Raw genomic sequence first — 20,199 nt, forward strand, 5'->3', positions numbered from 1 at the left:
AACAGGACTAACTCCTCCATCGGAAGAGCCGTGAAGCCTGCTTCAAAGGGTGTTCAGATAATCAAGGGGTGCTAGAATGCGCCCCTTTCTTATATGTATTGACCGATTTTGCACCTGAAGAGCGACTCCATGGATTTAAGCCTACACCAATCTGATATTACCTCTGCAGTAACCGCCGCATTAAAAGAGGATGTGGGCAGTGGTGATATTACTGCTCAACTGATTCCGGCGGAGAACCGTGCTCATGCACGGATCATCTCACGCGAACGGGCCATCATGGCAGGCTCGGCCTGGGTTAATGAAGTGTTTAAGCAGCTGGATCCTGGTGTTGAAGTTATCTGGCGTGTTTCCGACGGCCAATGGGTTCGCCCGAACCAAACGCTGTTTGAATTAAAAGGCAGCGCTCGTTCGTTATTAACCGGAGAACGCTGTGCCCTGAACTTCCTGCAAAGCCTGTCGGGTACCGCAACTCTGTGCCGCACTTATGCGGATATGGTGGCTGGCACCGAGGTAAAACTACTGGATACCCGCAAAACCATCCCGGGTTTACGCATCGCTCAGAAGTACGCCGTCAGTGTTGGTGGTTGTTATAACCACCGCATTGGTTTGTACGATGCTTTTTTAATCAAAGAAAACCACATCATGGCCTGCGGTGGCATTCAGCAAGCGGTACAACAGGCGCAACAGATCGCCCCTGGCAAGCCAATTGAGGTTGAAGTAGAAACAACCGAGCAGCTGGATCAAGCGATCGACGCTGGTGCTAATATCATTATGTTGGACAACTTCACCCCAGCCGAGATGGCAGCCGCCGTAGCACACACCCGACAAAAGACCCAGGGTGGCGTCAAACTCGAAGCTTCTGGAGGCATTACGGACGAAACCCTTCGTGCTTACGCTAAAACCGGAGTCGACTTCATTTCCATTGGTGCCTTAACCAAAGACTGTAAAGCCATCGACTTGTCGATGCGCTTAGTTTGAGTAAAAGTGGTGATCGAATGCTGTCATTAAAGAATATAAATCGCTTTCAGGCTTTTGCCGTTCACCTTGGCGTCAGCCTGGTTATTTTTCTGATTCTGGCCGCGTTGATATTCTTTTATTGGTTTCCTGGTGTTCTGCGCATTGCGGACCCTAACTGGCAAACCATTCTTCTACTGATTGCCGGGGTAGACCTGGTGCTTGGTCCAGCACTGACGCTGATTGTATTTAATCCACAGAAGAAGAGCCTGAAAGCAGACCTGTCGGTTATTGCTTTATTACAAACAGCAGCACTGGTTTATGGCGTGTATTCAGTTCATACCACGCGTCCATTGGCTTTATATCTGTCTTTTCCGGCCGCGGGGGTTGAAGTGTTATATAACGACAAAGTCCAACCTGAGCTAAAAGATTACCTTAATCAAAATCCTGCTCTTCTCTATATCGACGCTGGTGACCAACTCTTCGGCAAGTCTAGCGAAAACTTAGAAGCAAGCGATCTATTGTCAACTCCATCACCCAGCTTTGCTGAGTTTATGAACAAACGCAAAGGCGTAGACTTTGAGAATGAAAGTGGTTATCAAATTCCGGTTGGATTAAATAACCCATATCAACTCAACTTATCTGAACAAGGTGAGCTGCTTAATTGGCAACTGGCTGAAAAACAGCCAATATCCAGTATTAACTGAGCCCACCACAAACAAAGTGACAATCTTTGTCACTTTGTTTCCTACTCGATCACATCAAAACTTGAGCTGAATCGCAAAACACTGAAAAACCCCTATTTTAAGGCTTGTCAGCATGCTTTTAGCTTGGCACACTCTTCGCTATGTCATAAGTGAATGACTTGTTCAGCACCCAAATAAGGTCTGACAATAACTAAAACAACTTCTCTTTTGAGAGTGGAGATATGAAATGAAAAAACAACAAGGCTTTAGCTTAATTGAATTAATGATCGTAATTGCGATCATCGGTATCCTTGCTTCTGTAGCTGTACCTCAGTATCAAGATTACACATTGCGTACTGACTCAACTAACTCTCTTTCAGCTGTTCGCCCAATGCAGCTGTCAGTAGGTGAATATGCAACACGCTATTCATCTTTACCTGCGGATATCGCAACTCTGAACGGTTACACTGGCATTTCTACAACACCTGGTGATTTTGCCACTGACAAAATTGCTACTGTAGCACTGGCAAGTGATGGTTCAGCAGCAATCACTGCTACTTTTGGTGCAGCATTACCTGTTCCTACAGAATTGCAAGGTGCAACGTATGTATTAGAACCTACTTTGAATGCTCAAGGTGTAACAACCTGGGCTATTGACAAAGCATCAAGTACTGTAGACGACAAGTACCTGCCACGCTTGAACTAATAAGCTAATCAAGCGTTAAAAAGCCAGCGAAAGCTGGCTTTTTTGTCTGGAGAAAAACAGTTTGCTCTGATATGTTTTGGGTACAATAGCAAACCAAGCTGGTAGAGTAATGAGTGGCATATCAGGTTTACCGAAGCGTTTGATTGAACAGGGTTATATTAACCAAGATCAAGCACTTCAAATCATAGAAAGCACCAAGAAAGATAAAATCAGCTTTGTTACTGCAGCAGTCAAATCTGGACAAATTAAGTCACATGCAATTGCTTCTCTTGCATCAGAGGAGTTCGGGCTTCCACTCCTCGACTTAGCAGCTTTCGATTTTCAGTCTGCACCTCAAGATATCGTAAGCCACAACCTTATTGAAAAGCATCGTGTCTTACCACTATTTAGCCGTGGCACCCGTTTATTTATTGCTCAAAGTGATCCTTCGGCCATCATCGCTGTTGATGAAATCAAATTTAATACTGGAATGAATATTGAGCCGGTACTGGTTGAAGAGGACAAACTATCCATTGCTGTGGATAAGTTTTTGAGTGCCAATGATAATGACTTTGGTGACCTAGAAGATGAATTAGGAGATGTCGACCTCGAAGACCCCGAGGCAGAAGCAAAAAGGCGCGAGGCAGAGCAAGACTCTGCAGGTGACGATGCACCTATTGTAAAATTCGTGAATAAAATGCTATTAGATGCTATCAAGATGGGGTCTTCCGACTTACATTTTGAGCCCTATGAGAAACGCTATCGAGTGCGATATCGTACAGATGGCGTATTGCATGAGGTTGCCAGCCCTCCGGTGAATCTGGCAGGTAAAATTGCCGCCCGACTCAAAGTCATGTCGAAGATGGATATTTCCGAACGCCGTATCCCGCAGGACGGCCGGATTAAGATGAAAATATCCAAAAATAAGGCCATCGACTTCCGGGTGAATACGCTACCAACTCTGTTTGGTGAGAAAATTGTTCTTCGGATTTTGGATCCGTCCTCCGCTCAGTTAGGTATTGATATGCTGGGTTATGAGCCTGAACAAAAAGCGCTCTATATGGAGGCGTTGGGTAAGCCTCAGGGTATGATTCTGGTTACAGGGCCAACAGGTTCGGGCAAAACTGTTTCGTTATATACCGGCCTGAATATTCTGAATGTGGAAGGCACCAATATTTCCACTGCCGAAGACCCGGTAGAAATCAACCTGGAAGGTATTAACCAGGTGAATGTGAATGCCAGGGTAGGTCTAGACTTCGCTTCGGCTTTACGCTCATTCTTACGCCAAGACCCTGACGTGGTCATGGTTGGAGAGATCAGGGATCTGGAAACCGCTTCAATCGCCATTAAAGCAGCGCAAACTGGCCATATGGTGATGTCAACTCTACATACCAACAGCGCCCCAGAAACCTTGACGCGTTTAGCCAATATGGGCGTGCCGAACTTCAGTATTGCCACCTCTGTTAGCCTGATTATTGCCCAGCGCCTGGCACGACGGCTATGCTCAAGTTGTAAATTGCCTGCCGACCTGCCTAAAGAGGTACTACAAGAAGCTGGTTTTACTGACGAACTTCTGGCAGAAGCAGAAATCTATAAACCAGTAGGCTGCGATCATTGCAAAGAAGGTTTTAAAGGCCGTGTGGGAATATATGAAGTAGTTAAAGTTACTGACCCCATATCTCGTATTATTATGGAAGGAGGCAATGCCATTGAAATTGCCGATGCAGCCCAAAAAGAAGGGTTTAATGACTTGCGTACTTCAGCATTGATAAAAGTTGCACAAGGCATAACCAGCTTGGAAGAAGCAAACCGAGTGACCACCGATTAATTATTAAGCACATTACTTGTGCTTAACTAGGAAAAAAACTATGGCAAAACCCGCAAAAAACAGCAGCTTTGTCTGGGAAGGAACCAACAAACGCGGCCAGACAGTCAAAGGCGAAATATCCAGCCAAAATGCTGCAATGGTTAAAGTTCAATTACGAAAACAAGGTGTGACTCCACTAAAGGTTAAGAAAAAAGCAGAGCCTTTATTCGGTATAGGTGGAGAACGTAAGAAGCCGATTAAATCAGCAGATGTAACATTTTTTGTTCGCCAAATGGCAACCATGATTAAAGCTGGCGTTCCGTTGGTACAGTCATTTGAAATTGTAGCCGACGGTGTCGATAACAGTTCAATGAAAACACTGATTCTTGAATTACGTGATGCCGTTGCAGCTGGTAATGATTTCGCTTCAGCGCTCAAGCAACACCCTATGTACTTCGATGACCTAACCTGTAACCTAGTGGAAGCTGGTGAACAAGCCGGTGCATTAGAGACAATGTTGGATAAAGTAGCTATATATAAAGAAAAAACCGAAGCATTGAAAAGTAAAATTAAAAAAGCAACGATGTACCCTGCAATAACCTTAGCAATAGCAGCAGTGGTAACTGTAATTTTATTGGTTAAGGTTGTTCCAACTTTTGATGCAATGTTTCAAAACTTTGGTTCAGAACTTCCGGCTCCAACACAGTTCGTCGTAATGCTATCTGAAATAGCTCAAGCTTATTATTTAGAATTTCTTGCAGTAGTAATTATTAGTATCATTGCTTTTACTCAAGCCATGAAACGGTCACAAATTTTTCGTGAGAATTTTGAACGATTTATACTTAAGCTTCCTCTTTTTGGAGACTTGATACGTAAAAGTGCAGTAGCAAGGTATGCGCGAGTTTTATCTACCACTTTTGCAGCAGGTGTTCCTTTAGTTGAAGCGCTTGATTCTGTAGCTGGGGCTGTTGGAAATATTGTCTATAAAGATGCTGTTCTAAAAATACGTGATGAAGTCGCAACAGGCCAACAAATGCATTTTGCAATGAAAACAACTGAAGTTTTTCCTAATATGGTCATTCAAATGACCAGTATTGGTGAAGAATCAGGTGCACTCGATGCGATGCTCGATAAAGCTGCTTCGTATTTTGAGCAGGAAGTAGACGATACGGTTGAAGGGCTTACCTCATTAATGGAACCAATGATTATGGCTTTTTTGGGAGTAGTTATTGGTGGATTAATTGTTGCTATGTATTTGCCAATTTTCCAAATAGGCGATGTCGTTTAAATGAGTTTGTTTGAGGTACTAGCAGCAGAACCTATCGCGCTTTTTATTGCCGTAATTGTTCTTTCTCTGCTGGTTGGCAGCTTCCTGAATGTAGTGATTCTGCGCTTTCCGGTGATGATGTTTCGCAGTTGGAAGCAAGAGTGTCAGGACTTTAATGAGAATATGCCGACTCATCCGGCGCTGGAAGACTTATCCAAACCTTACAACCTGATTAAACCCGATTCTCATTGCCCCAAATGCCAGGCTCCAGTGCGTGCTTGGCAGAATATTCCTATCATCAGTTATCTGTTGTTAAAAGGCCAATGTGCGGGGTGTGGTACTCGTATTGGTGTTCGCTACCCGGCTGTTGAGCTGGTGACAGCCCTGATGAGTGCTATGCTGTTGCTAGTTTATCCCTGGGGGTGGCCGCTGGCAGCCATGCTGATCTTTACCTGGCTTCTGATCAGCATGTCGGTGATCGATATTGATCACCAAATCCTGCCTGATTCGATGACGCTTGGCTTAATGTGGATAGGACTTATCCTGAATTCCTCATTATTAACCCCAGAAGGATTATTCACTGATCTGGAGAGTGCCGTGCTGGGAGCCGTATTAGGCTATGGTTCTTTGTGGTCGGTTTTCTGGATATTTAAACTGGTTACCGGTAAAGATGGTATGGGGTTTGGTGACTTCAAATTATTGGCCGCACTCGGAGCCTGGTTGGGGTATACCGCCCTGCCGTTAATTATTCTGCTGTCATCCGTCGTCGGTGCTGTTGTTGGTATCGCCGGAATCATGATTCTGGGCCGTGATAAAAACCTGCCGATCCCTTTTGGCCCTTACCTGGCAATGGCAGGCTGGATCGCGGCGCTATGGGGTGAGAAGATCACTCATTGGTACCTCAATTCCGTTTTATAATCCGTGGCATCTTTTGTGAAAAACAAGTTGATTGTTGGTTTAACCGGCGGCATTGGCAGTGGTAAAACCGCAGCCAGTGATTATCTGGCAAACAAAGGCATTTGTGTGGTCGATGCTGATGTGGTTGCCCGAGAGGTGGTTGAACCGGGCCAGCCAGCGTTATTGGCTATCGAACAACGTTATGGCTCTGAGGCATTATTGCCTGATGGCAGCTTAAACCGCGGTTGGTTGCGGGAAAAAGTGTTTGCCGACCCCAGTGAGCGCCGTTGGCTAGAGCAGCAAACTCATCCACGCATTCGTGACGCCATTATTCAACAGCTCACTGCAGCGACATCGCCTTATGCTCTTCTTGTGTCTCCACTGTTGTTTGAAAGTGGGCAAGCTCAGCTAACGCAACGCACTTTGTTGATTGACGTTCCTGAGTCCATACAAATACAGCGAGCGGCAAGCCGGGATCAGAATGATGAGACCCAAATTCGTCGTATTATCGCCGCTCAGATGTCACGAGAAGACAAACGTGCGAAGGCTGACGATATCGCCGATAATAGTCAGGATCTGAATCACTTATACCATCAGCTGGATCAGCTGCATGAATATTACCTAACTCTGGCTAACGCCTGAAACGTTCAAGTAAAAAGAAGTCATCATGAAAGTACAGTGCCCCACCTGCCAGAAAGACGTTGAATGGAAACCTGGAAGTAAATACAGGCCCTTCTGCAGCGAGCGTTGTAAGTTGATTGATTTAGGTGAATGGGCCAGCGAGCGCCATGCCATCCCAGGCAAACCTGCGGATGAAGTATTGATGTCTGAACAGCTCAACGACTTTAAACATTAACCACGGATTGCATCTCTCCACCAAACCCGCTAGCTTGGTTGTCTCCTGCTGATGCAGGCCTGCATAAAATAACAATAATTCAGGAACACACCATGGCTAAAGTAAAAGTCCGTACTGGCACTCGTTTTCGTCCCGATCGCACTGATCAGAACTTTGATGTAATCGTTATAGGCTCCGGTATCGGAGGCCTGGCTAATGCGGCATTTTTATCATTGCTGGGCTATAAAGTAGCTGTTCTCGAGCAACATTACACGGCAGGCGGATTCACTCACGCTTATCATAGAAATGGCTATGAGTGGGATGTGGGCGTCCACTACATTGGTGAAGTTCACAAACCTTCCACATTACGAAGAGTCTTTGACGTTATCAGCCAGGGCCGACTAAAGTGGGCCGAAATGCAGCCCGAATACGATCGTATTATTCTCGGCGACGATGAATACAGCTTTATTGCAGGTCGTGACAACTTCGCCAACCACCTGAAAGATAAATTTCCGGGAGAAGAGCAGGTTATTGATGATTACATCGCTCTGATTCGGGAAATGAGCCGTAAGACCCCAACCTTCTTTGCAGGTCAGGCAATGCCCCCTTGGCTGGCTCGTCTTTATAATACTGTCCGTCCGTTATTAGTGCCAAAGCAGTTTTTCCAGACCACCCGACAAGTGCTGGAAAATATGACCCAAAATCAGCAATTGATTTCGGTATTAACCGGCCAATGGGGAGATTACGGCCAGGCTCCGGCAGATGCTGCCTTTATTATGCACGCATTAATTGCCAAGCATTATCTTGCAGGAGGCGCTTACCCGGTTGGAGGCTCATCAGAAATTGCCCGGTCCATTATTCCAACCATCCAACACAGCGGCGGCGATGTGTTCACCTATGCATCTGTCGATGAGGTTCTGATAAAAGACAACAAAGCCTATGGGGTAAAACTGAAAAATGGCCATGAGCTGTATGCTCAACGCATTGTCAGTAATGCTGGATTTTACAACACGACAGAAAAGCTTTTGCCAGCTTCAGCCAAAACCAAGCTGGGTGTCGAGCGCTGGCAACAACAGGTTCAGCTATCAAGCTCACACCTCTGTATTTACGCAGGGTTTAACGGCAGCACTGAAGAATTAGGCATTAACACCACCAATCTATGGATTTACCCTGATGGCCATCATGAAGAAAACCTGAAACGCTTTTTGGATAACCCTGAAGCGGATTTCCCGATCGTGTATATTTCCTTCCCTTCAGCTAAAGACCCGGACTGGCCAAATCGTTACCCGGGTAAATCCACCGTAGAAATTGTCACCATGGCAAAATACGAATGGTTTGAACAGTGGAAAGATAAAACCTGGGGACAACGCGGTGAAGACTACGACACTCTGAAAGAGCAGTTCAGCCAGCGGCTGCTGGAAAAGTTATTCGAACGTATGCCACAGTTAAGAGATGCTCTGGACTACTATGAGCTGTCGTCGCCACTGTCAACAGATTGGTTTCAGGATGCTAATAAAGGAGAGATTTATGGGCTGGATCATTTTGTCGATCGCTTTAAAAAGCCCTTTTTGCATCCCGTGACCCCGGTGAAAAACCTCTATATGACGGGTGCTGACGTGATGACAGCAGGTGTCGGTGGTGCCTTAATGGCAGGCTTGATGACGACTTGTGCAATGCAAGGTCGCAAAGCAAACGATGTACTGAAACTGTTAAAGGATTATCAGGAAAACCACCATTCCGAATTACGTCACGCGAATTAAATAACATTTCAAGCCGCTTTGTTGCTTCAGTAACAAAGCGGCTTGATTTCTGATCTGTACAAGCGATCAGATCATGCTACTTCAGTGAACGCAGTACTGCTGTGGTTGTTTCACAGGAACCATCTTTAAAACATAACGTCAGTGGTAATTTCTCGCTGAGTGGCAGCTCCAGTTTAAATAACATCAGGTGTAAGCCACCCGGCTGTAATGACACGCTTTCTCCTGCAGGAATGGTTAACTCCATCATCTGGCGCATGCGCATCACACCGTTGTCATGGATATGCGTGTGAATTTCAATCAGGCCTGCCCAGTCGGCCTTAGCACTGACCAGGATCTTTTCTTTAGCACTGTCATTTTTGATGTTCATAAAAGCGGCGCTCATATATCGGCCTGGAATCGGCTCTCGTACATAAGCACCGTCAATCTGAATAGCGGAATCAGCAAAAGCAGTAGTGGCTGAAAAAAACGCCATGATCATCATGAATACACGGGATAACATATTTATATTCTCCATATCAGGTAACATCATTTTAAATCGTACAAACATCGCAGCCAGTGACGAAATGCCGCACGTAAAAATATAAAGGGTTATTATCACTCAGAGCTGCCAGTTGAGTGCCTGAGACAGATCACTAATTGGGCGGCTGTAATAAAAACCACTCATGCCATCAACACCCGTTTGCTTGAGCACATCAATGTCCGCTTGTTCTTCAAGGCCTTCACCCCATACCTGTAAATCCAGGTTGTGAGCAATCTGCACCATCGATTGAATAAAAAACCGATGATCTTGCGCCTGATGAAGTCCACGATTAAAACTGCCATCAATACGAACATAGTCCAGCGGCAATCGTTGTAAATAAGCAAAAGCCAGGCTGCCGGTTCCCACCTTGTCTACCCCCAGCGTCACTCCCGATACCTGAACGGCAGCAAACAAATTAAGTAATGATGACTCAATATGAGTGATGGCAAACTCTGGAACTTCTAATGATAAACAACCGGCTACATCAGAATATTGCTGTAATAGTTCTGGCAACAAGACGTGAAACTGATCATCCATCACCGAAGCCGGTGAAATATTCAGACACAAACGAACCTCATCAGACTGATGCTGGTTGTGATTGTTGCTGTGCCGCAAAGCAATCAGCACCTTTTCAACAATGCACAAATCAAACTGTGCGGCCAGCTGATGTTGCTCAACCATTGGCCAGAAACGAGCTGCTGACAGACTTTCCCCTTGCCACTGAATACGGCTGAACACTTCAATCTGTTTTATCGCCGAATCCCCACTGGCAATCACCGGCAAATATTGCAGCTGAATTTGTTGCTCAGCCAGCACCTGTTGCAACAATTTCTGCCATTCAAACGCTCCCCACTCCTGTGGCGCAGTTTGCGACGGCGTGTGTTCAGTGCGGGCATAAAATTGATACGAAGACTGCGATTGACGCTGTGCTTGTCGCAAAGCCGTATCGGCTTTGATCAGAGAGGGCTGTAATGCTTCGGTTTGTCCCTGTAAATAAACGGCCCCGATATGAAACATTAACGCATCACCAGCACCCTGCTGGCGCTGAGATAGAACGCCGGAAGCTAACTCAGAAAAAATTTGCTGCAGACGTTGCTGAGCCTGATGTTCATCACTGCAAGGTAAGTAGATGGAGATATCCGCACCGGAACGCCGCCCAATCAATACCGCTTGTTGCTGGCGATGCCATTGGTTCAAGGCTGCTGCCACCTGCTGTAAACGCTCATCCCCCTCTCGTCGGCCATGTTGCTGATTAAACTCGGCAAACCCCTGAAGTTGTAACAGCAGCAATAAACCGCTGTGCTCTTCTTCACTTTCCAACACATGACTCAATCGCTGGTCAAAACCATGGCGATTCAACAGCCCGGTTACTTCGTCCTGAAAAGACGCTTCGCGTAATTGCTCAGCCATGGCCGATTGTTCATCAAAAATCGTACGCAGCTTGCGCACCATTTTATTCATCGCCAACACCATACGCCGCAGCTCTCGGGGTTTGGGGATGTCTTCCTGCTCACGCCAGTCTTTATCGCAAATAGCCAGCGCCTGCTCTTCCACTTTAATCAGCGGACGAAACAACCACTGCAACAACAGCTGCAAGGCAATCAGGCTGACCAACAGCACCCAGCCGAACCAGATAAGCTCGGCACGCACCATGGCCCATAAATCGCGATAAGCAAAGTCGGTATGCGATGTCACCTTGATGGTACCAAGACGCTGCCAACCGGAGGTCACATCGGCTTCAGCCGGAATAAGCTCCAGATCCACCCATTCCTGGAACCACAGCGGAGCGGGCGATTGAGTTAACGCCTGTCGAGCACGACGGTGTAACGGCTCACCGCTGATACGAATCAGCTCAATGGACTCAAAAAAGCCACGATCAAATAAGGCATCCATTAAGCGTGAGAGCTGAACCTCATCCTGACTATCGACCTGCGACATCGACAATGCCAACGAGGTCGCCGCATCATAAGCACGGCCATTCAGTTGTTGCTGAAAATAGTCACGACCATTCATTACCGTCACCAACAAATTGCCGACCCACAGCACAACGACCAGCAAACCCGTTAGCAAAGAAAATTGTTGTTTCAGTGTCATGACATGGCTTCCTTATAAATCCAGCCCTAATTCATTCATGCGGATACGCAAATTGGTCCATAAATCGAGCTTATTGGGATTGCCCATACGAATACCCTCACCCTTTAGTCGCTCCAACCACATGCCTTCGGCATTAAAGCTGTACACAGGCGATAAATCGCGCCGCTGTGATGCCGGGCGAATGCTGGCGATTAAATTATCGAGTACAAAAGGCACGGCATCAGGCGTAGGGAAATAACTTAACACCATATGAGCCTGGTTATAGCGCAATGCTTTTACATAAGTAATGCGTAATTTTTGAGTATCCACGCCCAACTGGCGCAGCGAATAATATTTAGCAATGACATAATCTTCACAATCAGCACCGTTAGAACCCAGGGCCTCATATGGCGTCGCCCAATAATCCACCTCACCCCAATGCTGATCGTCATTCACAAAGCGAATGTTTTGATTAAAAAAATCATTGATGAGGCGTAACTGCTCTGTTTCTTCTTTGCCGGATGCCTGACGCATCATCTGTTGCCAGCCTTCGATACGACTGGCTGCCGCATTGCCATATTCCTGCTTGGCTTTTTCAATCAATGCACTCGGCACCCAGCGTTGCCAATCCGCAATTAAGCCGGCGGACAGCAACAGCCAGACGAATAGCAGCAGAGAGCGAGATGAAACAAAAGGCCAGCGCAATGAGCAAGTCCTGAGGAGTGTGAGTGATATTTCATGTTTATTAATAAATATAGTTGCTCTGCATCACTCAGCACGATTTTATTGCTGTCTGATGCACAATTTCTTGGACCTGCTGCCGCTAATTGCTGCTACGCTTTTTATAGTTTCAGTGTTTATTAAGAAATCACTACTAATAAGAAGCCCTTATGACAGATGCCGCTCAGACCTCAAACACGCCATTGAATAAAGTCCAGCAAATGAAGCAACTTTTTGCTCACCGGGTGATCAATCAGGTGCGTCAGGTCATTGATTTATGGCGGCAGCTACCCGAGACACACTGGTCAGCGGTGGCCATGTCAGACTTCACTCTGGCCGTTGAGAAATTATCGACATCGGCAAAACGCTTTGAAGCAGACAAACACTTTAAATTAGCCAGTGATTTATTAACCACCATCAAGCCCATTAAGCATGGCAAAACACCCGACAGCGAACACCTTGAACAACTCAATCGTCTGGTTCGTCAACTCAGCGAAACGGCTCTGCGCCACGGTGACGACGAACATGCAGAGCACCTGATCCCCAGCAAAAAGCCGGTATACATCGCCATAGATGATACCGATACCGCATTAACCTTTGCTGAGCAGATGCAATATTTCGGACTGCGCAGTGAAGTTCAGAAAAGCAGCCAGGATTTTATTCAGGCACTACAGCGACGCCACCCGGCGGCTCTGGTACTGGATATTAACTTTGGTGGCAATGGCAACGGCTTGCTACTGGCGGAAAAGATTCAGGCTGAGCGAGATCAGAATCTGCCGATTCTCTTTATCTACCATGATGAACAACCCGACATCGAGCACCGTCTCAGCGCCATGCGTAACGGCGGTATCGGCTTATACCGCGACGTTGAAATTCAATCGGTTATTGGTGAACTGGAAGACTTACTGGACAACACGCCTGAAGACCCTTTTCGTATTCTGATTGTTGATGATTCCAAGGCTCAGGCCATGCACAGTGCCCGGGTATTAAACAAAGCGGGGATGGTGGCCGAGACCGTTAATGATCCGTTACAAGTGCTTAACGCTTTATCTGACAATAATCCCGATCTGGTGTTAATGGACATGTATATGCCAGGGTGTAACGGCATGGAGCTGGCCAAGGTGATTCGTCAGCAGCGGGAATACCTCAACCTGCCCATTATTTACCTGTCCGGTGAAGAAGATCGTCAGCGTCAATTAGATGCCATGGCCGAGGGCGGCGATGATTTTCTGACCAAGCCGGTCGAACCACGGCATCTGTTATCAACCATCAAAACCCGGGTGCACCGGGCACGACAATTACATCAACTGATCGCCCGCGACAGCCTCACCGGACTGCTGAATCACACCCACATTCTTGAATCCCTGCAGGATCAGCTACAGAAAAGTGAAGATAACAATATCAGCTTCGTCATGATTGATATTGACCACTTCAAAAGCATCAATGATCAACACGGCCATCCGGTCGGTGATATTGTCATCAAAAACTTGGCGTTATTCCTAAAACAAAGCCTGAGAAAATCAGACCCGATTGGCCGCTATGGTGGTGAAGAGTTTGCCGTGGTGTTACCAGGCGCCAATCAGGAACAGGCGTGTATGGTGATGGAAAAACTGCGGGCTAATTTCTCCAACCTGATTCATGGCGGCAACAAATCCTTGCAGGTCACCTTCTCCTGCGGTTTAGCCCAATGGCAAGGAGAAAGTGTCAGTGACCTAGTGGAACGTGCCGACCAGGCATTGTATCAAGCCAAACACAATGGCCGTAACCAGGTTTCGGCCGCCAGCTAACATGTGTACAGTCGCTTTTTTGTGACGCGCCACGGCTTCATAACAGACCCAGCTTTACGGCAATGACGGTTTACGGCAGAATTCCGCTTTGATTTTCATCCTACCTCTATAGAGTGAACACATGGCAAATATTCTGGTGCTACAAGGCCCCAACTTGAATCTGCTCGGCACCCGTGAACCCGATGTCTATGGCGCCACCACTCTTAAGGACGTGGAAGCTTCACTGCTCACTCAGGCACAGGTATTGGGTCACCAGCTTGATCATCTGCAAAGCAATGCCGAGCACACCCTGATTGATCGAATTCATGCTGCCCGCACAGACGGCACCGATTTTATTATCATCAATCCGGCAGCATTTACTCACACCAGTGTGGCCATCCGTGATGCGTTAGCCGGCGTCGCGATTCCCTTTATTGAAATTCATATTTCTAATGTGCATGCCCGTGAAACCTTCCGCCACCACTCTTATCTGTCCGATATTGCCGTGGGCGTGATTTGTGGCTTAGGTGTTCAAGGCTATGACCTGGCGCTGCAAGCGGCTGACGCACAATTAAAAAACTCAGATAAATCATCATAAGGCCCAACATGTCCTGGATTCAGATTCGCGTCCACGCACAGCGAAATCAAGTTAATAGTGTTGAAGACACTCTGATGGCGAACGGAGCGCTGTCGGTCACGTTGCAGGATGATGCCGATCAACCTATTCTCGAACCCGAGCTGGGTACCACTCCGATCTGGGATGAAACTCAGATTATTGGTTTATTTGATGCCAACCAGAACAGTGAAGTACTGCTGAAGAACCTGCGTACCTTTTATCACAACGCCAGTGGTCAGGAATTACCAACACACAAGTTGGAAATTCTGGAAGATAAAGACTGGATTCGCGCCTGGATGGAAGATTATCACCCGATGCAGTTTGGTAAACGCCTGTGGGTTTGCCCCAGCTGGCAAAAACCTCCTCAGCCTGAGGCCGTTAACCTGATGCTCGACCCGGGTCTGGCATTTGGTACCGGCACTCACCCTACCACGGACTTGTGCCTGCAGTTTCTGGATCAGGAAGTGAAAGGTGATGAGTTGGTGGTCGATTATGGCTGTGGCAGCGGTATTTTAGGCATCGCGGCACTGTTGCTGGGTGCGAAGGAAATGGTAGGGGTCGACATCGATCCGCAAGCACTCACCGCTACTCGCGACAATGCTGGTCGCAACAACATCGGTGATGAATTGTATGATGTCTTCCTACCGGAAAAAGCGCCACAGGTTGAAGGTGATATCATGGTCGCCAATATTCTGGCCGGACCATTGCAGTCGCTGGCACCAGAAATTGCAAAACTGACCCGCCCGGGTGGTAAGCTGGCGTTGTCGGGCTTATTAGCTGAGCAGGCAGAAGACGTGTCAAAATGCTACAGTCAGTGGTTTGACATGCAACCCGCCAAACAGCTGGGCGATTGGGTACTGTTAAGTGGTACAAAACGTCCGCCTCAGGGATAAATGCAAGGATCAGAACAGGGAGATAAAGGAAACACCATGGCCACACACGTTACACGCTGCCCCCATTGCCGTACCACATTTCGGGTACGAGATGAGCACCTCGAAGTTGCCAATGGTGCAGTACGGTGTGGTTCCTGTTTGCAGGTGTTTAAAGCGGCCAGCCATTTTGTCACTGAGCAGGAGCTGACTGCCAAACCCTCTGATCCTTCGTCAACGGCTACCTCTGTTCCATCGACAGCGGCATCACAGCAACCATCAGCCGAAGCAGAAAAAGATGACGATGCTGATGATATGTTGATCCATGATGATATGGATGACGAAGTACTGATCAGTGATGATGGTCTGATTCACGATGATATGGACGGTGACGATCAGGAAAGTACTCAGGACACCTTCAACGATGACCCTATGGTGGACTATGGCATCGTCAAGCCTGAAAACCAGGATCGCCCGGCACCGCGCAATGATCTTGAAATTGATGCTTCCATCTTCGATTTGAAAGATGCCAGCGCCACCGGATTAGAGTTGGTTGATGGCTCTGATAACTCTCTCGATTTCAGCTCCGGTAAAGACCCGGATGAAGCCTGGGCGGATGCGTTATTGGATGATGACGATGACATTTCTGTCGGCGGCATTGAATTAAGCGACAACGGTGACTTTGGCTTAGAAGCCAATACTGAAGATGACGAGTTCAGCCAGTTTAAAGCCGGTGCAGAACAAGATGATTTTCAGGGCTTTACCGATGATGATGATAACCTGCACCTCGGCGAAGATGACCTGCACAGTGAAGCCACCGAGATTGGTGTTCCAACTGACCTGAACAATCTTCAAGATGATCCACTGCAGTTGGGCGAGGAAAAAAACGGCAGTGCCTTCCCCTGGGGCTGGGCTTTGTTATCTCTGTTAATGTTGATGGTTGCTGCCGCGCAGACGTTTTATTTTAACTTTGACCAGTGGTCACGAACACCACAATGGCGTCCGTGGTATGCACAAGCCTGTATTCACCTGGAGTGCCAGCTGCCACATATTCAAAACCTGCAACAAATGACGACCCAGCATCTGGTGGTGCGTAGCCATCCGGATCTGCAGAATGCACTGGTCGTCGATACTCTGATACAGAATCAGGCAACTTATCAACAACCCTTCCCGGATTTACAGCTGGTATTCAGTGATCTGAACAATAATGTGGTCGCCAGCCGCCGCTTTAAACCTGCCGAGTATTTATCGGGAGAGCTGGCCGGCCAACAACAGATGCCCAGCAACGCTCCGATCCATATTGCACTGGAAATCGCAGATCCGGGGCCAGAAGCCGTCAGCTATGCGATTCAGCTGGTCGCGAATCAATAAAAAGATCAACGATTAACATTTTTTTGCGACATCCCGACTATTTCCCCCTTTATTCATAAGGGGGTTATGAGTATCATACCGCGACTTTTTCGTCGCACACTTTTTGATCAGTTTTAATTAGTAAACCATGCCGTCAATTGGCCCATATACGCTACCTAACCCAGTAATTCTGGCACCAATGGCGGGTGTTACCGACCGCCCGTTTCGCCAGCTGTGCCGTCAATTGGGCGCAGGGCTTGTGGTGGGAGAAATGGTGGCTGCCAACCCTGAGACGCGTCATACACGCAAATCTCAGTTACGCCTGGATCATACCGGTGAACCTGAGCCAATCGCGGTTCAGATTGTGGGGGGCGACCCACAGACGATGGCCGATAGCGCTGTGTTTAATGTCGCCAACGGCGCACAGATTATTGATATCAACATGGGTTGTCCGGCCAAAAAAGTTTGCAACAAGGCTGCCGGCTCAGCGTTACTAAAAGATGAAGGTCTGGTGAAAGAGATCTTACAAGCCGTTGTGGCGGCGGTGAATGTGCCGGTCAGCCTGAAAATCCGTACTGGCTGGGCACCGGAACATCGTAACGGCGTGACCATTGCCCAAATAGCACAAGACGCGGGCATTGTGTCATTAGCCGTGCATGGCCGCACCCGGGCTTGTGGCTATAAAAATACCGTGGAGTACAACACCATCCGCGATATCAAAGCCAACATTGATTTACCCGTGTTTGCTAACGGCGATATCACCAGTGCTGAAAAAGCAGCTGAGGTGATGCAATTTACCGGTGCGGATGGCGTACTTATTGGCCGTGCAGCTCAGGGGAAACCCTGGATTTTCCGCGAAGTCAGCCATTACTTGGCTACCGGAGAGCACTTGCCTGGTGCAGGCATTGAAGAAGTAGAACAGATTTTATTATCCCACCTGGATGCGCTGCATGAATTTTACGGCGACTTCCTTGGTGTAAGGATTGCCCGTAAACACGTTGGCTGGTATCTGCAACATCAAACCAGTAATACGGGCTTCCGCAAGCAATTTAATAGCCTGGAAAGTACATCCGAACAGCGCCAGGCCATTGAAACATTTTTTAAGGAATTTGACAGAGAAGGACAAGCAGCATGAACACCGAAGCATTATTAAGGAAGGTTGAACCAGTGACCGACTCATCCGAACAAAACAACTTGTTAACGCCATCTGAATCGTCGCAAACTCTGCGTGACAGTGTCGAAAAGGCATTGCAAAACTACTTTGACCACCTCGACGGTCAGCCGGTTGTGGATATCTACGACATGGTACTGTCAGAGGTAGAAGCGCCATTACTGGAAACCGTGATGAAATATACTCGCGACAACCAGACCAAAGCCTCGATAGTGCTTGGCTTAAACCGCGGTACTCTGCGTAAGAAGTTAAAACAGTACGGTATGCTGTAACCCATTTTTTGATTTCATAAGCGGCTTTGGCCGCTTTTTCTTTTTAAATAGCCTTAGAAAACCTGACTATATGAGCAACTTCATTCCTGCAAACGAAACTCCAGCGGATATCACCCCAGTTCGTCGCGCCCTGATCAGCGTCTCTGACAAAACCGGCATTGTTGAATTTGCCCAGGCCCTGCATGCTGCGGGCGTGGAAATTCTGTCGACTGGCGGTACCTATAAACTACTGTTAGACAACCAGATTCCTGCCGTCGAAGTATCTGATTACACCGGCTTCCCGGAGATGATGGATGGCCGTGTGAAAACCCTGCATCCAAAAATTCACGGCGGTGTATTAGGTCGTCGTGGCCAGGATGACGATGTCATGACTGAACACGACATCAACCCGATTGATCTGGTTGTTGTTAACCTGTACCCGTTTGCAGCCACCGTTGCTAAAGAAGACTGCCACCTGCCACTGGCGATTGAAAACATCGATATCGGCGGTCCAACCATGGTTCGCTCTGCGGCGAAAAACCACGCTTATGTTGGCATTGTGGTGAACACTTCCGACTACAGCAAAGTGCTGGAAGACCTGAACAACCACAACGGTCTGCAGTACAAAACCCGTTTTAATCTGGCATTAAAAGCGTTTGAGCACACGTCCAGCTATGACGGCATGATTGCAAACTACCTGGGCACCATCGACCAGGAAGCAGAGACGTTAAGCACGGATAACCGCAAAGACTTCCCACAAACGTACAACAGCCAGTTCATCAAAGCGCAAGATATGCGTTACGGCGAAAACCCGCACCAGAAAGCGGCTTTCTACGTTGAAGCTGAGCCTGCTGAAGCCTCGATTGCTACCGCCAAGCAGCTGCAGGGCAAAGAGCTGTCGTACAACAATGTGGCTGACACCGATGCCGCACTGGAGTGCGTTAAGTCGTTCGTTAAACCCGCTTGTGTCATCGTTAAGCACGCTAACCCATGTGGTGTGGCCGTGGTACCGGAAGACGAAGGTGGTATCCGTAAGGCTTACGATCTGGCATTCGAAACCGATACCGAGTCTGCGTTTGGTGGCATCATCGCCTTTAACCGTGAATTGGATGCAGAAACAGCCAGCGCGATTGTTGAGCGTCAGTTTGTTGAAGTGATCATCGCACCGAAAGTAAGTGCTGAAGCCATTGAGATTGTGGCGGCGAAGAAAAACGTACGTCTGCTGGAATGTGGCGAATGGCCAGCTGAGCGCCCACAAGCATTCGACTACAAGCGCGTTAACGGCGGCCTGCTGGTTCAGGACCGCGACAACGGCATGATCAGCACTGACGACTTAAAAGTCGTGACTAAGCGTGCACCGACTGAAGCTGAATTACACGATCTGATTTTCAGCTGGAAAGTGGCTAAGTTCGTTAAGTCTAATGCAATCGTTTACGGCAAAAACCGTCAGACTGTGGGTGTGGGCGCAGGCCAAATGAGCCGCGTAAACTCAGCACGTATTGCTGCGATTAAAGCAGAGCACGCGGGTTTACAGGTGGAAGGTGCAGTTATGGCATCGGATGCGTTCTTCCCATTCCGTGATGGTATTGATAACGCCGCCAAAGCAGGCATTAAAGCGATTATTCAGCCAGGTGGCTCGATTCGTGATGAAGAAGTGATTGCGGCTGCTGATGAAGCGGGTATCGCCATGGTGTTTACGGGTATGCGTCACTTCCGTCACTGATTTTTTATAAGTATTTGAGAGGTTCACACCAGAGTTATTCTCGCAACACGCTGCAAGTACATCCTTGTAAGCTCTCGCGCAGCATCCCTGCTGCCCAAGGCTGCTCTGAATAACTCTGATGTTAACCTCTCCCACCTTGAAACCGTAATTTCACTCAGATTTGAGTGGGAGATGAAAGGGTTCTGAGCAAGGCAAAAGCTGAAGAAAAAGCGGAGCTTAGTGCGCTAAGTGAGCATTTTGATGAAGCTT

19 protein-coding genes are annotated in these 20,199 nt (G+C 47.7%); 16 read left to right on the plus strand and 3 right to left on the minus strand.

What is annotated here, in order from left to right; translation table 11 throughout:
• Window positions 1-129: 129 nt before the first annotated feature.
• The 9 genes from nadC to KFF03_RS14510 all read left to right on the plus strand — a co-directional run bounded on the left by nadC (window position 130) and on the right by KFF03_RS14510 (window position 8,891).
• The gene (nadC, locus tag KFF03_RS14465; protein ID WP_255857626.1) at window positions 130-978 is read left to right on the plus strand and encodes a carboxylating nicotinate-nucleotide diphosphorylase; all 849 of its coding nucleotides are present in this window, start codon (window positions 130-132) and stop codon (window positions 976-978) included.
• 17 nt (window positions 979-995) lie between these two features.
• Window positions 996-1,661 (plus strand): hypothetical protein, encoded by a 666-nt coding sequence (locus KFF03_RS14470; protein WP_255857627.1) that lies wholly within the window; start codon window positions 996-998, stop codon window positions 1,659-1,661.
• A gap of 226 nt (window positions 1,662-1,887) precedes the next feature.
• Entirely contained in the window at window positions 1,888-2,346 is a 459-nt protein-coding gene (locus tag KFF03_RS14480) for a prepilin-type N-terminal cleavage/methylation domain-containing protein (protein WP_304941505.1), read from the plus strand.
• 109 nt (window positions 2,347-2,455) lie between these two features.
• On the plus strand, window positions 2,456-4,153 hold the full coding sequence (gene pilB / locus KFF03_RS14485; protein WP_255857628.1) for a type IV-A pilus assembly ATPase PilB: 1,698 nt from the start codon (window positions 2,456-2,458) through the stop codon (window positions 4,151-4,153).
• Window positions 4,154-4,193: 40 nt separating this feature from the next.
• The gene (locus tag KFF03_RS14490; protein WP_255857629.1) at window positions 4,194-5,420 is read left to right on the plus strand and encodes a type II secretion system F family protein; all 1,227 of its coding nucleotides are present in this window, start codon (window positions 4,194-4,196) and stop codon (window positions 5,418-5,420) included.
• Window positions 5,421-6,317 carry an A24 family peptidase gene (locus KFF03_RS14495; RefSeq protein ID WP_255857630.1) on the plus strand — a complete coding sequence of 299 codons (897 nt, stop codon included), beginning with the start codon at window positions 5,421-5,423 and terminating at the stop codon, window positions 6,315-6,317. It abuts the gene before it with no gap.
• 15 nt (window positions 6,318-6,332) lie between these two features.
• Window positions 6,333-6,938 (plus strand): dephospho-CoA kinase, encoded by a 606-nt coding sequence (gene coaE, locus KFF03_RS14500; protein ID WP_255857631.1) that lies wholly within the window; start codon window positions 6,333-6,335, stop codon window positions 6,936-6,938.
• A gap of 25 nt (window positions 6,939-6,963) precedes the next feature.
• Window positions 6,964-7,152 carry a DNA gyrase inhibitor YacG gene (gene yacG, locus KFF03_RS14505; protein ID WP_255857632.1) on the plus strand — a complete coding sequence of 63 codons (189 nt, stop codon included), beginning with the start codon at window positions 6,964-6,966 and terminating at the stop codon, window positions 7,150-7,152.
• A 92-nt stretch (window positions 7,153-7,244) separates the two neighbouring features.
• Complete coding sequence (locus tag KFF03_RS14510; RefSeq protein ID WP_255857633.1) at window positions 7,245-8,891, plus strand: NAD(P)/FAD-dependent oxidoreductase; 1,647 nt, start codon at window positions 7,245-7,247, stop codon at window positions 8,889-8,891.
• Between the two features lie 76 nt (window positions 8,892-8,967).
• On the opposite strand, the gene KFF03_RS14515 is transcribed toward KFF03_RS14510, so the two are convergent.
• From KFF03_RS14515 to KFF03_RS14525, 3 genes are all read right to left on the minus strand, one after another.
• The gene (locus KFF03_RS14515; RefSeq protein WP_255857634.1) at window positions 8,968-9,390 is read right to left on the minus strand and encodes a copper chaperone PCu(A)C; all 423 of its coding nucleotides are present in this window, start codon (window positions 9,388-9,390) and stop codon (window positions 8,968-8,970) included.
• 99 nt (window positions 9,391-9,489) lie between these two features.
• The gene (locus tag KFF03_RS14520; protein ID WP_255857635.1) at window positions 9,490-11,505 is read right to left on the minus strand and encodes an EAL domain-containing protein; all 2,016 of its coding nucleotides are present in this window, start codon (window positions 11,503-11,505) and stop codon (window positions 9,490-9,492) included.
• 12 nt (window positions 11,506-11,517) lie between these two features.
• Window positions 11,518-12,189: a transglutaminase-like cysteine peptidase gene (locus KFF03_RS14525; RefSeq protein ID WP_255857636.1), complete on the minus strand. Its 672-nt coding sequence runs from the start codon at window positions 12,187-12,189 to the stop codon at window positions 11,518-11,520.
• A 185-nt stretch (window positions 12,190-12,374) separates the two neighbouring features.
• Between KFF03_RS14525 and KFF03_RS14530 the strand changes: the two genes are divergently transcribed.
• The 7 genes from KFF03_RS14530 to purH all read left to right on the plus strand — a co-directional run bounded on the left by KFF03_RS14530 (window position 12,375) and on the right by purH (window position 19,950).
• Window positions 12,375-13,991 carry a diguanylate cyclase gene (locus KFF03_RS14530; RefSeq protein WP_255857637.1) on the plus strand — a complete coding sequence of 539 codons (1,617 nt, stop codon included), beginning with the start codon at window positions 12,375-12,377 and terminating at the stop codon, window positions 13,989-13,991.
• A gap of 121 nt (window positions 13,992-14,112) precedes the next feature.
• The gene (aroQ, locus tag KFF03_RS14535; RefSeq protein ID WP_255857638.1) at window positions 14,113-14,568 is read left to right on the plus strand and encodes a type II 3-dehydroquinate dehydratase; all 456 of its coding nucleotides are present in this window, start codon (window positions 14,113-14,115) and stop codon (window positions 14,566-14,568) included.
• A gap of 8 nt (window positions 14,569-14,576) precedes the next feature.
• Complete coding sequence (prmA, locus tag KFF03_RS14540) at window positions 14,577-15,479, plus strand: 50S ribosomal protein L11 methyltransferase (protein WP_255857639.1); 903 nt, start codon at window positions 14,577-14,579, stop codon at window positions 15,477-15,479.
• 36 nt (window positions 15,480-15,515) lie between these two features.
• Window positions 15,516-16,826 carry a DUF3426 domain-containing protein gene (locus tag KFF03_RS14545; protein ID WP_255857640.1) on the plus strand — a complete coding sequence of 437 codons (1,311 nt, stop codon included), beginning with the start codon at window positions 15,516-15,518 and terminating at the stop codon, window positions 16,824-16,826.
• 127 nt (window positions 16,827-16,953) lie between these two features.
• Window positions 16,954-17,940 (plus strand): tRNA dihydrouridine synthase DusB, encoded by a 987-nt coding sequence (dusB, locus tag KFF03_RS14550; RefSeq protein WP_255857641.1) that lies wholly within the window; start codon window positions 16,954-16,956, stop codon window positions 17,938-17,940.
• Window positions 17,937-18,248 (plus strand): DNA-binding transcriptional regulator Fis, encoded by a 312-nt coding sequence (gene fis / locus KFF03_RS14555; protein ID WP_255857642.1) that lies wholly within the window; start codon window positions 17,937-17,939, stop codon window positions 18,246-18,248. Before dusB ends, fis begins: the two co-directional genes overlap by 4 nt.
• 70 nt (window positions 18,249-18,318) lie before the next feature.
• Window positions 18,319-19,950, plus strand: coding sequence for a bifunctional phosphoribosylaminoimidazolecarboxamide formyltransferase/IMP cyclohydrolase (purH, locus tag KFF03_RS14560; RefSeq protein WP_255857643.1), 1,632 nt, complete (start codon window positions 18,319-18,321; stop codon window positions 19,948-19,950).
• Window positions 19,951-20,199 lie beyond the last annotated feature (249 nt).

Origin of the sequence: Bacterioplanoides sp. SCSIO 12839 (genome assembly GCF_024397975.1) — a bacterium.
Taxonomy (GTDB): Bacteria; Pseudomonadota; Gammaproteobacteria; order Pseudomonadales; family Oceanobacteraceae; genus Bacterioplanoides.